Source organism: Stenotrophomonas maltophilia, assembly GCF_002799245.1.
Taxonomy (GTDB): domain Bacteria; phylum Pseudomonadota; class Gammaproteobacteria; order Xanthomonadales; family Xanthomonadaceae; genus Stenotrophomonas; species Stenotrophomonas maltophilia_S.
Window position 1 is genome coordinate 66,217 of the sequence record NZ_NEQV01000003.1, and the last position, 14,817, is coordinate 81,033.

Annotated in this window: 11 protein-coding genes and 1 pseudogene; 5 read left to right on the forward strand and 7 right to left on the reverse strand. The window is 67.6% G+C overall.

What is annotated here, in order from left to right:
• Positions 1–17: 17 nt before the first annotated feature.
• From B9Y64_RS11270 to B9Y64_RS11290, 5 genes are all read right to left on the reverse strand, one after another.
• Positions 18–1,376 carry a type II and III secretion system protein family protein gene (locus tag B9Y64_RS11270; RefSeq protein WP_100440771.1) on the reverse strand — a complete coding sequence of 453 codons (1,359 nt, stop codon included), beginning with the start codon at positions 1,374–1,376 and terminating at the stop codon, positions 18–20.
• A gap of 18 nt (positions 1,377–1,394) precedes the next feature.
• Entirely contained in the window at positions 1,395–2,432 is a 1,038-nt protein-coding gene (cpaB, locus tag B9Y64_RS11275; protein ID WP_100440772.1) for a Flp pilus assembly protein CpaB, read from the reverse strand.
• 25 nt (positions 2,433–2,457) lie between these two features.
• Positions 2,458–2,934 (reverse strand): TadE/TadG family type IV pilus assembly protein, encoded by a 477-nt coding sequence (locus B9Y64_RS11280; protein WP_100440773.1) that lies wholly within the window; start codon positions 2,932–2,934, stop codon positions 2,458–2,460.
• Entirely contained in the window at positions 2,931–3,476 is a 546-nt protein-coding gene (locus B9Y64_RS11285) for an A24 family peptidase (protein ID WP_100440774.1), read from the reverse strand. The genes B9Y64_RS11280 and B9Y64_RS11285 overlap by 4 nt, the downstream gene beginning before the upstream one ends.
• Positions 3,477–3,565: 89 nt before the next feature.
• Complete coding sequence (locus tag B9Y64_RS11290; protein ID WP_014037517.1) at positions 3,566–3,754, reverse strand: Flp family type IVb pilin; 189 nt, start codon at positions 3,752–3,754, stop codon at positions 3,566–3,568.
• A 692-nt stretch (positions 3,755–4,446) separates the two neighbouring features.
• Here B9Y64_RS11290 and B9Y64_RS11295 point away from each other — a divergent pair.
• From B9Y64_RS11295 to B9Y64_RS11310, 4 genes and pseudogenes are all read left to right on the forward strand, one after another.
• Positions 4,447–5,427, forward strand: coding sequence for an AraC family transcriptional regulator (locus B9Y64_RS11295; RefSeq protein ID WP_100440775.1), 981 nt, complete (start codon positions 4,447–4,449; stop codon positions 5,425–5,427).
• A gap of 235 nt (positions 5,428–5,662) precedes the next feature.
• A pseudogene (locus B9Y64_RS11300) lies at positions 5,663–11,370 on the forward strand (ESPR-type extended signal peptide-containing protein).
• Positions 11,371–11,431: 61 nt separating this feature from the next.
• Positions 11,432–12,274 (forward strand): OmpA family protein, encoded by an 843-nt coding sequence (locus B9Y64_RS11305; protein ID WP_100440776.1) that lies wholly within the window; start codon positions 11,432–11,434, stop codon positions 12,272–12,274.
• Positions 12,275–12,422: 148 nt separating this feature from the next.
• Complete coding sequence (locus B9Y64_RS11310; protein ID WP_223224455.1) at positions 12,423–12,686, forward strand: DUF6959 family protein; 264 nt, start codon at positions 12,423–12,425, stop codon at positions 12,684–12,686.
• A gap of 84 nt (positions 12,687–12,770) precedes the next feature.
• Here B9Y64_RS11310 and B9Y64_RS11315 read toward each other — a convergent pair whose 3' ends face one another.
• Positions 12,771–13,598 (reverse strand): class I SAM-dependent methyltransferase, encoded by an 828-nt coding sequence (locus tag B9Y64_RS11315; RefSeq protein ID WP_100440777.1) that lies wholly within the window; start codon positions 13,596–13,598, stop codon positions 12,771–12,773.
• Between the two features lie 63 nt (positions 13,599–13,661).
• Here B9Y64_RS11315 and B9Y64_RS11320 point away from each other — a divergent pair, with 63 nt between their 5' ends.
• Positions 13,662–14,069 (forward strand): MerR family transcriptional regulator, encoded by a 408-nt coding sequence (locus B9Y64_RS11320; RefSeq protein WP_100440778.1) that lies wholly within the window; start codon positions 13,662–13,664, stop codon positions 14,067–14,069.
• A gap of 15 nt (positions 14,070–14,084) precedes the next feature.
• On the opposite strand, the gene B9Y64_RS11325 is transcribed toward B9Y64_RS11320, so the two are convergent.
• Entirely contained in the window at positions 14,085–14,801 is a 717-nt protein-coding gene (locus B9Y64_RS11325) for an MgtC/SapB family protein (protein ID WP_100440779.1), read from the reverse strand.
• Between the last annotated feature and the right edge of the window lie 16 nt (positions 14,802–14,817).

Genomic DNA, 14,817 nt, shown 5'->3' on the forward strand with positions numbered 1-14,817 from the left:
TCGCAGGCATCATGGATTCAGCGCGAGAAACCGGGCACCGGGTCCTGGCTGACCGGACCCAGCAACCAGGAACCCCACTCGGGAAGATGCGGCTTGGCTTCGCGCTCGCCGGGCAGCGGCAGTTCGGTGTTGCGTGCCAGCGGCTGCACCAGGCGCGGAGTGACGATGATCACCAGTTCCTTGTCCTGGCGCTTGTAGTCGAAGTTGCGGAAGAACGAGCCAATGATCGGCAGGTCGCCCAGCAGCGGGATCTTGCTGACGTTGGACACGACGTTGGAGCTGACCAGGCCACCGATGACGAAGCTCTCGCCATCACCCAGCTCGACCGTGGTATCGGCGCGGCGGGTGGTGATCGAGGGAATCTGCACGTTGTTGAGCATGATGGAGTTGCTGTAGTCCAGATCGCTTGCTTCCGGCGCCACCTTCAGCGCGATCCGGTTCGCCGCCAGCACGGTCGGGGTCACCGTCAGGCCGATGCCGAATGGCTTGTAGGTGATGGTGGTGGTGCCAAGCCCCTGCGGTTCCAGGATCGGCAGTTCGCCACCGGCCAGGAAGCTGGCACTCTGTCCGGACAGCGCCACCAGTGTCGGCTCGGCCAGCACGCGGGCCATGCCATTGCTCTGCAGCAGTTCGACGTCGGCGTTCCACAGTCCCTTGGTCGAACCGAATACCAGCCGGAATGCCGAGGAAATCGGTGACACCGCTTCGTTGCTGACGTTGCCTTCCTTCATGCCCGGCAGTACGCCGGTGTTGCCCGGCAACCCAGTGCCGGGCCGCGCGAAGCCATAGGCGAAGCCGCCGTTGCGGTTCTGGAAGTTGATGCCGATCTGCTTCATGGCGGTCTTGTTGAACTCGACCACCTTGACCTCGACCTGGACCACGCCACCACTGCTGATGGTGGATGTATCGGCAAGCACGCCGTCCTTGCCCAGCGCCATCGCCGCGGTGCGTTGTTCCTGCATGTGCGAGAGCACGCTGTCGGTGCTTCCCTGCAACAGGCCCTGCTGGTCCTGCTGGGTGAACACCAGGTCATTGCCGCCGGTGCTGGCGGCGCCCTGTACGGCGCTCTGCACCCTTACCGTCAGCCGCTGCGGCTCGGCCTGCTTGCGGTGCCACAGCAGCAGGGTGGTGGTGCCGGGCATCTTGCCTACCAGCAGTGCCTGGCGCTGGCCACGCAGCATCACGATGTCGGCCACGCCAGGGTCGGCAATGGCCACCCGCTCCAGGTCGGCCGGCAGGTTCCAGGGACGCTGCTCACGGGCCTGCAGCACCAGGTCATCGGCGGCCACGCTCGTTGCCGGTGCCAGCAGCACCAGCAGCAGGGCCAGCCAGCGCTGGCGGGGGGAAATGCGTGGACGGCGGCGACGTTCGGTCATGGATGCACTCGATGCAGGTCAAAGGGAGCCACGGGGGGCGGAACTGTCGCCACGGATGATCTCGATACCCGACGCGCGTGGAGCGCTGCGACGTGGTGCCGGTGTGCGCGCCGGTGCATCCGCGTTGCTGCGTGGCGGAGCACTGCCGCGTCCGGCCAGCGCGTCGCCGTCGATACCGGCGAAGGCGTGGTTCTCCGGGCGCTGCAGTGCCAGCTGCTGCTCGGCGTCGAGCCCGCGCAGCGGGTCGATCACATTGCGCGATTGCGGGAACAGCGCCAGATCGGGCAGGCCGGTATCAGCCGGATTGCGCAGGGCCAGGAACAGCTTGCCCTGCTGCGCACCCAGCAGCAGCCGGTTGGCGTCGGCCACGGGTACCGCCAGCACCGCGCTGCGAGCGGGTTGCGGGGCTTCATTGCTGCTGCTGTGCCTGCTGCCACTTCCGGTGATGTCGGCCGCGCGCGGGTCGTTGCGGGTGTCGGCCTCGCTATTGGGGTGGTCCTCTGTGGCAACCGGCACGATGTCCTGCTGGCCATAGCTCAGGACGCGCAGGCGCGACAGCAGCAGGCGCGTCTGCGCGGCTTCGCCAGGGCTGTTGATGCTGGGCTGGGCGTTGCGCAGGTTGAGGAAGACGTCGACGAAATCACCGGGCAGGATGCGGTTGCCGGCACCGACAAGTTCGTCCACGGGCACCGCCAGTGCACGCTCGCCCGGCCGCAGCTGCAGCGAGAAGCCCTGCGCCAACGCGCCGCTGCTGATCGGGCTGCCTTCGGCGATGTCCTGCACCGGCACCTTGCCGACAACGGCGGCGATGCTGGTGGCAGCACCGGCGACGGGTGAGGTGCGCTGGGCCAGTCGCAGCCCGTTGGCGCTGATCGGCTCGCCCGCAGGCAGCCGTGCCACCGCTTCCACCACGGTGATCGCCTGCGCCTCGTTGTGGGCGATGGGTGCGACCGTGGCCGGTGCGGCCGGTTTGCGCCCGATCATGAAGGCGATCAGCGCCAGCAGCACGGCCAGACCGATCAGGGCGACGGCAGCGATGCGGGTCAACTTGAGCATGGAACCGTCTCCAAAGTACCGATCATCAATTGCCGCTGCCGAGATCGAGCTGGGCGACCGCGACGCTGCGGATGGGAGCCTGCATCACCCACTTGTAGAGCGTGGCGGTGCCGGGCAGGAAGGGATAACTGGCGTAGTCGTAGCTGACCGTCACGGTCATGCACTGGGCCGTGGCCAGACCGGCGCAGGGCGCCTGCGCCGACACCACGATGGCGTTGCTGCCCCCAGCGCTGCAGTCCACGTTCTGCTTGGAGAACTGCAGCAGCCACTGCATCGATGTGCGTGCGGCGACGCAGGCGGCCGTACGCCGTTCGCCGGCGGTGCCGTAGCGCAGCGAGGCACGCGCGCCTTCGGCCGAGGCGGTGGCCAGGGTCTGCTGCGCCGCCATGATCATCACCCCGGAGAAGGTGAACAGCAGCAGCGGCAACAGGCCGAGCATCAGCATCAGGGCGAATTCGATGCTGGCGACACCGCGTTGCAGGCGTCGGCTGCGGGTGTTCATGGTGCACCTCCGTAGATGCTGGCCAGCACCCAGCCGATGGCGGCGAGTGCCAGGTAAGCTGCATAGGGAATGCCACGCCGCCCCTGGCGGGCGGCCTGCATGCCGCGCAGGGCCGGATGCGCCTGCCACTGCGTGCTGGTGCGATTGACCTGCATCTGCAGGTGGCCGGGCAGCAGCACGCCCAGGCGCCGGCCAGCCAGCACCAGCACGGCGTGCAACCCGGCCGCGAGGCTTGCCACCAGCCAGACCGGCAACAGCGCCTGCCAGCCCAGCATCAGCCCCAGCACGGCGAAGAACTTTACGTCGCCGGCCCCCATCCAGCGCAGGGCATAGAACGGCAGCAGCGCCAACAGGCCGAGCGCCGCGCCGGCAGCGTGGGGCAGCCACGGCTGGCGCGGCGCGCTGAACTGGCCGACGACGATCACCGCAGTGGCGATCACGCATGCGGCGATCAGCCAGGTGTTGGGCACCCGACGGGCATACAGATCACTGATCGCAATCCGCAGGCACACGCCGATGGCCAACAATCCCAGCAGTGTCATCGCACACTCCGTCGTCCGTCACTGGACGGTCTTCGCCTGGTTCCATGCGCCCCGCGGTCGCGGCCCGCCGGACCGCGCGCGGTCGCCGCTTAGGTCGTCGAGCCCGACGCCTTGGTGGCCAGTGCGGAGAGGTTCTTGAACAGCGTTTCGAAGAACCCCTTGATCTGGTCGTTGCCGACCGCGATCAGGATGCCAGCGATGACGGCGGCCAGCAGCCCGTACTCGAGCGCGGTGACACCGTCTTCTTCCTTCAGGAATTTGCGGATCGATGCGTTCATGACCAATGTCTCCCTCTACCTGTCTGCGGATGCAGTACACCTGCGTTGGGCGGTGGCCCGGCTCCGCCGGGATCGTCCGTGGGCCTCCGCGCGTCCTTGCGGAGGAGGCACGGCGGGATGGACCCGCTGTGCTCAAGCAGGGTGATCGTTTCCAGGCGGGACATTGGCCGCACGGTCGCGACCATACGGCGCGGGGCCGGCGGTCGAGGCATCCAATGATGCGTGCGTGGTCATGCTGTCCCCCTGGGTGCGGCCAGATCAGATGGCCGGATCACCGTGATATCGACTTTGCCTGAATGGCGGTTGGCTGCAACTGGAACCTATATGCAAATTCGGCAGAAAACCCGAAAACCTGAAAATACAAGATTGCTTCTGTGACGAATATCCGTTTGCAGGCAAAACGATTCATTGTCGTGCAGATAATGTGATTCGCTTTCCCGGCGCATGCGAAAACCGTGCCACTCGCTCCGACATTTTCTTCACCTGTGTATCCATTTTAATCATTCCTGCCTGCGGGTTTACCTTTGCGGATTATTGGGCATACTCGCATTCAAGCTATTGCATTTTCCTGGTCGGTCGCATCGAAGCCGGTGCGGCCGGCACTGCATCGGAAGTGGTTTCTGGATCGCTGCGTGCCCTGTCAGGCAGTGGGGGCCGCATCGCATGGCGGATCAACGGGGGACAACACTGTCATGGTCGATGGTGGGGTAGAGGACAGCGGCGACAGCGGCCTGCGGTCGATAGACCTGGCCACGCTGAGCGGCGTGCTTCGTGTCTGTGATGTCGAACTGCTGCTGCTTGATGGCAACGGGCCACGTGCGGCATTCGCTTCGCGCGTGCACGAGGAAGCTCTGTTCTGCAGCATCAGCTGTGGTTTCCATTGCCGTGGCCGCTTCATGCTGCCGCCGGACTGGGCGATGCTGGGCTATCTGCACGCCACCGATGAAACGCTGAGCTGGTGCCATGGCGTGCCGCTCACGCCGGGCATGGCGCTGACGATCATGCCGGAGGGCATCAGTGAGTTCACCCTGAGCCCGGGCACGCACATGACCCTGATGCTGTTGCCGGTGGCCCGCGTGCAGCGCAAGCTGACCGAACTGAGCCTGCGCAGCACGCCACCTGCTGGCCAGGCACTTTCGCTGTTCAACCTGGCCAGCGAAGCCACGCCGCTGGCACGCCATTACCAGCAGCTGCACCTGCAGCTGGGGCAGGGTGCAGGCCTGCAGCCGGAAGAAACCGAAAGCCTGCTGCATGAGCATGTACAGGCGCTGCTGGGCGCCGGTGCGGCGGATCGCCCCGGTTGCAGCCGGGCACGGCGTACCCATTATCTGATTGCGCAGCGCGCAGAGAACTTCATGCGGCTCAACCTGCGCCGCAATATCTACATGAACGAGATCTGCGATGCCGCCGGCGTCAGCGAGCGTGGCCTGCGCTATGCGTTCGAGGACCTGTTTGGAACCTCGCCGAACCGCTATCTCTCCATGCTGCGCCTGTGCGCGGCCTGCCGCAGCCTGTCGATGGCCGATTCCAGCCGTCGCTCGGTGAAGGCCATCGCCCTGAGTTGCGGCCTGTGGGATCTTTCGCGCTTCGCCGACAATTACCGCAAGGTTTTCGGCGAACTACCGCGCGACACCCTGATGCGCGCGCCGGCGCAGATCGGGCAACCGGCCTGAGCCAAGCCCAGCAAGGGTTTTCGCGGTGTTTATGCCGGAATTGCGTATCCGCTTGCCGATCGTGCTGCCGCTTCTGCATAACCGGCTGCCGATTCCGACCGTGGATTTGCCGGAATGCGCGATTGCCGTGCCGGATTGAAGTGCCCCGCCGCCGTTGCAACCGCTGAAATGTCAGTCACCTGCCTAACGGCAAGTCCACTGACATTCCAGTTGTTCGCCTACGGGGGAAATGCTCATGAACCGCATCTACCGGCGTGTATGGAACCGCCAGCTCAATGCTCTGGTTGTGGCCTCGGAACTGGCCACCGGCGACAGCGGCGGCAGCGCCGCACGCGATCCGCGCGCCTTCCTGCTGATGCCCACCACCCTCGCCCTGGCACTGCTGTGCGCGCTGGCCAGCGGCCACGCAGGGGCATCGGAAACCAATCAATCGCTGCGTGACCTGCAGGCGCTGGCCGCGAAGTATGCGCAGCCGATGCCGGTCAAGGTCGACGCGGAAGTGGCCCTGGCGACTGCCGCGCGACAGGCGCAGAGCAGCCCTGCAATCAGCGCGGATGCTCGCCTGGGCCTGCAGTTGAACACCACGTCGCTGCCCGTGGTGCGTGATGTATTGCCGGCCACCGTGCAGGTGAAGCTGGCAGCGAACACCGCACCCAGGCAGGTGGCCGTGCCGGCGCTGGCGGCGGATGTCCGCGCCAATGTTGGCCTGGGCAACACCGTGGGCAAGGCAGCACAGGTGGATGCATCGCTGGCTGCGCACGTTGCGCCCGGCACGCAGGCACCGCTGGGCGTCACCGCCGATGCGCGCGCCAAGGCCAAGGCCGGCATCGCTGGCCGCCAGATCGCTTCGATCGATACGGAGGCCCAGGCGGCAGCCGGCCTCCACGCTGCGTCCTCCGGATCACTGCCGGGGCTGAAGGCCAGCGTCGACGGCAAGGCCGACACGCATCTGGCAGTTGCCGGTCATCGCATCGAAGGGCAGGGCCAGGCCAGGGCGACGGCAGCGGTCACGCTGCCGGCCAAGGAGGAACTGCCGGGCGAAACGCATGATCGTGCCATCAGTGCCGCGTTCGATGCCGGCGTCGCCGGCAAGGTGCGCGTGCAGGCGCCGGACGGCCAGGAGGTAATCGCCGATCGCAACCTGAAGCTGGCTGGCCAGACGACAGTGGCCGCGCAGAACAGCGCGCTGGGCGTTGGCAACCTGGTGGGCGGCACGGTTGGTACTGTCGGCGGGGCGCTTCACGGTGCCACGGGTGCGGTCGGTAGCGCGGTGGGCGGTGCGCTGAACGGCACGGTCGGTTCGGTTGGCGGTGCAGTGGGCGGCGCACTGAACGGCACGGTCGGTACGGTCGGCGGTGCAGTGGGTGGCGCACTGAACGGCACGGTCGGTACGGTCGGCGGTGCAGTGGGTGGCGCGCTCAACAACACGGTCGGTGCAGTCGGCGGCGCAGTTGGCGGCGCACTGAACGGCACTGTCGGCACGGTCGGCAGTGCAGTGGGTGGTGCTCTGAACGGCACGGTCGGCACGGTCGGCAGTGCAGTGGGTGGTGCTCTGAACGGCACGGTCGGCCAGGTTGGCAGCACAGTGGGCGGCACGCTCAACAACACGGTTGGTGCTGTCGGCGGAGCGCTGAACGGTACCGTTGGCACGGTCGGCGGTGCAGTCGGTGGTGCACTGAACGGTACGGTTGGCACCGTTGGCAGCGCAGTGGGTGGCGCGCTCAACAACACAGTCGGTGCTGTCGGTGGCGCACTGAACGGCACTGTTGGCACGGTCGGCGGTGCAGTCGGTGGCACGCTCAACAACACGGTCGGCGCAGTGGGCGGCGCACTGAACGGCACTGTCGGCACGGTCGGCGGTGCAGTGGGTGGCACGCTCAACAACACGGTCGGTGCAGTCGGCGGTGCACTGAACAGCACTGTTGGCACGGTCGGCGGTACGGTCGGCGGCGCGCTGAACGGCACTGTCGGAACGGTCGGCGGCGCAGTGGGTGGCGCGCTCAACAACACGGTCGGTGCTGTCGGCGGCGCTCTGAACGGCACGTCGGCACGGTCGGCCAGGTTGGCAGCACAGTGGGCGGCGCGCTCAACAACACGGTCGGTGCAGTCGGCGGCGCGCTGAACGGCACTGTCGGCACGGTCGGCGGCGCAGTCGGTGGCACGCTCAACAACACGGTCGGAACAGTCGGTGGTGCACTGAATGGCACCGTCGGAACGGTCGGCGGCGCGCTAAACGGCACTGTCGGAACAGTCGGCCAAGTCGGCAGCGCAGTGGGTGGCATCCTCAACGGCACCACCGGCGGCCCCGCCGGCGGCCTGGGCGGCCTGCTGGGCAACACGCTGGGCAGCGTCGGCAGCGCCGTGGGCAACCTGCTCAACGGCAATCTCAACGGCACCGTCGGCAACCTGGGCAGCGCCGTGGGTGGCCTGGTGGGAGGCACGCTGGGCGGTCTCGGCCTGACCAAACCTTCGGCGATCCCGCCGACCAGTCCGAAGGCACCGGCGGCGGCCGACCCGAATGCGGGCCTGATCATCGGTACCGGTGGCCTGGTCGGCAATGTCAGCCAGCTGATCGGGCCGACCACCACCAGCCTGTTCGGTGGCAACGGCTACCTGAGCAACGGCAATCTCAAGCTCAGCAACGCCAACGTGATGCAGACCTATTCGACAGTCAATGTGCTGGGCCTGCCGGTGGTCAACCTGTCGCCGGTCGGCAGCACGCTCAACGGCCTGGGCGGCGCCGCCACGGGCGGCAGCTCGCACCTGACCCTGATCGGTGGCGTCACCTCCGACAGCTACATCTACAACATCAACAACGGCAATCCGGGTGGCCTGCTGGGCCTGCTGCTGCCGAAGGATTCACCGGCCTGGGCAGCCAAGTGCCTGGACATCGCGTTGGCCGACATTTCCTGCTGGGCCGTCAACGCGGCACAGGACTACCAGGTCCTGATGGGCGATGGCGCCTTCGCCAACGGGTCGAAGGAAGTGGTGATCGGTGCCAACGCACGCCACGAGCTGCCGAAGGTTGATGCCAATGTCGCCTTCCCCGGCGATGGCGTGAACGATCCCAGCAATCCCACAGGCGTGCCGACGGCCGACTACGCCGCACGCATGGGCCACTCGGTCGTCGTCGGTGACAGTGCCGTCGGTACCGCCAACGGGCAGACCCTGCTGGGTGCCGAATCCACCTCCAACCAGGCCAACTCGGTGGCGCTGGGCTACCGTTCGGCCGCGCTGCGCGGCGCGCAGGCCAGCTACAGCGCCTATGGGCTCACTGCGCCGCAGGTGTCGGCGGGTGAAGTGTCGGTGGGCACCGCCGGCGGCGGCGAGCGCCAGATCACCAATGTGGCTGCCGGCAGCGTCAACACCGACGCGGTCAACGTGGCGCAGTTGAAGGGTGCGATCAGCCTGATCAACGGCGTGGCGGATGCCGCGGTGACCTACGATCTGGATGCCGGCGGCAATCCGGATTATCGCCGGGTCACGCTCGGCGCAGGCACCGGCACAACCACCATCGGCAATCTCGCCGCCGGTGCGGTTACTGCGGGCAGCCTGGAGGCGGTCAACGGCGGCCAGCTGGCGGCAACCAACAGTGCCATTGCCAGCTTCTTCGGTGGTCGTGCGGCCTTCGATCCCGCCAGCGGCATCTTCACCGCACCGCTGTTCGAGATCAGCACGATCTCCACCGGCGGCGCCATCGCCAAGGGCCTGTACACCAACGCCACCGATGCCTTCGCGGCGGTGGATGGCTCGCTGGTCAACCTCAACTCGCAGATCACCGATATCCGCAATGGCGGCACCAAGTACCTGCGGGTGAACTCGACCGGCACTGAAGCGGTGGCCAGTGGCACCGACTCGATCGCGGTCGGCACCAATGCGCGGGCGACCGCGGCCAACAGCATCGCGGTGGGTGCGGGCAGCCTCGCCGATCGTGCCAACTCGGTCTCGATCGGTGCCGCTGGTGCGGAGCGCCAGGTCACCAACATGGCAGCCGGTACCGCGGCGACCGATGCGGTCAACGTGGGCCAGCTGCAGGCCTCCGAGCAGGGCGCGCTGCGCTATGACCTCAACGCCGATGGCAGCGTCAACTACGCCAGCGCCACGCTGGGCCAGACCGGCACCGCCACCACGCTGCGCAACCTGGGCCCGGGCCAGGTCAGCGCCTCCAGCAGCGAGGCCATCAATGGCGCCCAGCTGTTCGCCGCCAACCAGGCGGTGGCCACCCATCTGGGCGGTGGCGCCGCGGTCGATGCCAACGGCGTGCTGACCGCACCGACCTACTCGATCAACAACGTCGCCGCCAACGGCACGATCACCAAGGGCAGCTACAACGATGTCGGCACGGCGTTCGATGCGGTCAGCAACTCGCTGGCCAACGTTGCCGATCAGACCGGCGAGATCGACAAGCTGGCCGTGAAGTACGACGTCGATGGCGGTGGCAACGTGCTCAACAGCGTGACCCTCAAGGGTACCGGCACGGGTGCAGTGAAGCTCACCAACGTCGCCGCTGGCAGCATCCTGGCCGGCAGCAGCGATGCCATCACCGGCGACCAGCTGTTCAGCACCCACAGCACCATCGCCAACTACTTCGGTGGCACCACGGCCTACAACGGCGCCACCAATGTGTGGACCGCGCCGACGTTCAGCATCTCCAGCATCGCCACCGATGGCACCTTCACCAGCGGCGACTACAACAATGTCACCGCTGCGTTCACTGCCGTCGATGGCTCGCTGAAGGTTCTCAACCAGCGCATCACCAACGGTGGCGGTGGCAGTGCCTACCTGGCGGTGAATTCGACGGCGGCCGCAGCCACCGCAGCGGGTGCCGAAGCGGTTGCGGTTGGCCCGCAGGCCAGTGCGGCCGGTGCCAACAGCGTGGCGGTCGGCAACGGTGCCAGCAGCAGTGCAGGCAACAGCGTGGCGTTGGGCGCCGGTTCGGTGGCCAGTGTCGGCGCACAGAGTGGCTATACCGGCGCCTACGGCCAGACCGGTGCCAGCAACTCGGCCGGTGAGGTGTCGGTCGGCAGCAGTGGCAGCGAGCGCAAGATCACCCACGTTGCCGATGGCTCGGACGACCACGATGCGACCAACGTCGGCCAGCTCAAGAACGGCGTGAACTACGCCATTGACCAGTCCAAGTCCTACACGGACCAGAAGATCCAGAACATCACCAACGTGGCCGGCAGCTTCCGCGCCAACAACACCAACAACCTGGCCGATCCGTCCGCCAGCGGTGCCAACTCCGCCGCCGGTGGCGCAGGCTCCACGGCGGCCGGTGCCAACTCGACCGCGCTGGGCAACGGTTCGCAGGCGCAGGCCGACAACTCGGTGGCGCTGGGTGCAGGTTCGGTGGCGAACCGGGCCAACACGGTGTCGGTGGGCGCCAGCGGGGCCGAACGCCAGGTGGTCAACGTGGCCGACGGCTCGCAGGCGACCGATGCGGTCAACGTGCGCCAGCTGCAGGCCTCGCAGCAGGGGACGATCCGCTACGACACCACCACCAACGGTGCCACCAACTACAACAGCGTCACCCTGGGCAGCACCAGCAGCGGCCCGACCACGGTGCGCAACGTTGCTGCAGGCACTGCCGGTACCGATGCGGTCAACGTGGACCAGCTGAAGTCGGGCATGGCGCAGACCCTGGACTGGTCCAAGGCCTACACCGACGAACGCATGGGCGGCTTCGAGCGCGATCTGCGCAAGACCGACAACCGCGCCTCGGCCGGTATCGCCTCGGCGATGGCCACCGCGGCATTGCCGCAGCCCAGCGAGGCAGGCCGCAGCATGGCCTCGATCGCGGCCGGCAGCTACAACGGCGAATCGGGCGTGGCCGTGGGTATCTCCGGTGTCTCCGAAGGCGGTCGCTGGATCTACAAGTTCAGCGGTTCGACCAACAGCCGTGGCGAGGCCGGCGTGGCCGTCGGTGCCGGCATCCAGTGGTGATCCCCGCCGCCGGGCCGCACGCGCGGCCCGGCATTGCGGAAACGTCCATAGGGGGAATGACATGAAACAGCATCGCTTCGCCCGCGCCGGCCAATGTGCCGCCACGCTGGGCCTGATCCTGGGGATGGGCCTGCTGGCCGCCTGCCGCAGCCACGCACCGGCCGCCGACGGTCCTGCCGAAAGCACCGCCGTGCACTTCCCGGAGGCCTCGAAGGCCTCGCTGAAGGAAGGCATCTATCCCGACGTCGCCGACCTGCGCCGCTTCGCGCCGGGCATGACCAAGCGGCAGTTGTATACGCTGCTGGGCACGCCGCATTTCAATGAAGGCATGTGGGGCGTGCGCGAGTGGAACTACCTGTTCAATTTCCGCACCGCGCAGGGCGCGGAGTACTTCACCTGCCAGTTCCAGGTCCGCTTTGACAGCAAGGGCATTGCCCAGGCGGGCTACTGGAAGCCGGAATCATGCGCGGCCGTGCTGGAGCCGCCGCGGCCACCGGCCCCGCCGGCACCGGCACCGGCGCCGCTGCCGGAACAGCCGCTGCGGTTGTCGGCCGATGCGTTGTTCGGCTTCGACAGCGCGGTGCTCAGCGCCGAAGGCCAGCATGCGGTGCAGGGCATCCTGGCGCAGGTACGCGAAGCCGCGCAGGTGCAGTCGATCAGGGTAACCGGCTACACCGATCGAATCGGCAGCGCCAGCTACAACCAGACGCTGTCGCAGCGCCGCGCCGAGGCCGTGCGCAGCGCGCTGGTGCAGGGCGGCGTACCGGCAGCCAGCATCAGTGCCGAAGGACGCGGCGCGGCCGAGCCGATCGTGCAGTGCGGGCAGCGCAACCGGCGCGAGCTGATTGCCTGCCTGGCGCCGAACCGGCGCGTGCAGATCGCCGGGATGGCACAGCCACGTTGACCTTCCTGCGCCGGGGCGGTGCCCCGGCATCTCGAGTCCCCCCTGACCGCCGGCAGGCGTGGCAACGTCTCCCCCGTCGTCCACGCCTGCCAGCGGCTCAGGTTTTCAAACGGTGCACGCGATGAATGCCCAATTCCTGCCCCTCTCCATGAAGACGGAAGCTACTCTCAGCGTGTACGGCCAGCTCGGCAATCATGCCGTGGTGCGCATCCCCGGGCGGCGCCTGCCGGGCCTGATCCTGCAGGCCGACACCGTGGCCGGGTTCCTGGCCCAGCTGCAGGAAGCCCAGGCCTGCCTGCGCAGCGGCCGCGCGCAGCGCACCGACGCCGAGCTGGACATGCTGATCGACGTGCTGCAGCAGTGGTACGCACTGATCGAATCGCGCCTGGCCGACGCCGGCGAGGCGCTGTAGCAGAAAAAGGGGACGGAGGGGATTAAGTCGTTTCCGGCACAACCGGGGCATGTGCGACTTAATCCCCTCCGTCCCCTTTTCTTGTCAGGCGCGGGCGCGGACCAGCCAACAGGCGGCATCCACGCGTACGCGGTCACCTTCGATGAACGGCGCGAATGCAGCCAATGCCTTCTCGCGAAGCACGGCGGCGCGGACGTCCGGCATCGATCGCAATGCCAGTCCCAATGGGCCGAGCTGGCCGACGTAGGTCGGCAGGTCTTCGCGGGCAATCGAGCAGGGCAGGTCCACCGCAACAACCTCCACGTCGCTCCAGCCGGCGGCCTGCAGCAGGCGCTGCACGCGCGCGCCATCGGCAAAGGCGAATTGTCCCGGCGCGCCGGGTACCCGGGGCGGGAGATCCAGTTCATCGCCGATGGCGCGCTCGGCGGTGGTCATGAACGGATTCTGCTCGGCACTGCGCCACGCGATGAAGCGGAGTCCGGCACGGGGCTGCGCCGCGCGGTGCAGGTTGGCGAAGGCAGCGCCGGTGTCCTCGAAGAACATCACGCCCAGGCGCGATTGGATCCAGTCGAAGTGTACGGCGGGCAATGGATGCCGCTGCGCATCGGCGACGATGAAGTCCGCCGCCAGGCCGGCGGCCTCGGCGCGCTGCCGGGCAAGCGCCAGCATCGGCGCAGAGATGTCCAGGCCGGTGCAGTGTGCCGCCGGGCGCGCCGCGGCCGCGGCCAGCAGGCTGGCGCCGGTACCGCAGCCGATGTCGAGCAGTTGCGTGACGGTCTGCGGCAGTTCGGCGGCCAGCAGGTCGGCCATCGGCTGGAACAGGCCATCGAGAATGGCCTGCTGTGCCACCCATACCTGGCCGCCAGGGCCGTTCCACAGGGCGTTCTGATCAATGGGGGATGTGCTGGCCATGGCCTTGCCTTGCCGGGTAGTTGCCCATAGGTTGGCGCTTGAAGGTCACTTGAGGTCAAGCCCGTGCGTGAACTGGATATCGGCGAGGTGGTGAAGCGCAGCGGCGTGCCGGCTTCGACCCTGCGCTATTACGAACAATTGGGGTTGTTGCAGGCGCTGGGCCGCCGCGGGCAGCGTCGGCAGTACGACGAACAGGTGCTGGAACGGCTGGCGCTGATCGGCCTCGGCCAGGCGGCCGGGCTGTCACTGCAGCAGATCGGGGCATCGCTGCCGCCGCAGCGTGGATGCATTTCGCTGGACCGGGAGGCGCTGCTGGCACAGGCGGATGTGCTGCAGCGGCAGATCATCCGGCTGCAGCGGGTGCGTCGTCACCTGCAGCGCGCGGCGGCCTGCCCGGAAGCGCAGGATGCGCGGCAGTGCGGCTCATTCCGCAAGCTGCTGCGCGCGCAGCAGCGCATTGCGGGCGGCTGAGCCACCCGCGTCCCGTCAATCGCGGGTGCTGACTTCCCAGGTGGCGTGCAGCACACCGGGCACGTGTTCCATCCGCGCCAGCACCAGGTCCAGCTCGTCGGCGCTGACCGCCGTGCTGACCAGCACCGCGATCACATCGGTGGGCGCGTCGGCATGCTCGACCAGCTGCACATCACCGACCGGGTACTGCGCGGCTTCCAGCGCATCGACCAGGCGCTCGCGCACCCGCGGCACGGCTTCGGCATCCACGCTCAGGCGCACCTCGTAGGTGGCTTCGGTTGCTGCCTCGTTGATGGGAATGCGGTTGATCGCATTCACCAGTGGCCGCAGCAGGGTGTTGCCGGCGATGATCAGTACGGTCAGCAGCACGCCCTCGGCCAGCATGTCCGCGCCGGTGCAGCTGCCGACCGCCGCCGAGCACCACAGGGTGGCGGCGGTGTTCAGGCCGCGCACGTTCATGCCTTCCTTCATGATCACGCCGGCGCCGAGGAAGCCGACACCGGAGACCACGTAGGAGATTACCCGCACCGCCTCGGCACTGCCGGCGATACGCATGCCGAGGTCGACGAAGGCAGCGGCGCCCACCGCCACCAGCACATTGGTGCGCAGGCCGGCGGTACGTTGCCGGTACTGGCGCTCGGCGCCGATCAACGTGCCCAGTACGAAGGCGGCCAGCAGGCTGACCACGGTGTCGGCGAAGGGGGCGGCCTGGAAGGTTTCGATGAAGCGCATGGGCGGAGTCTACCTC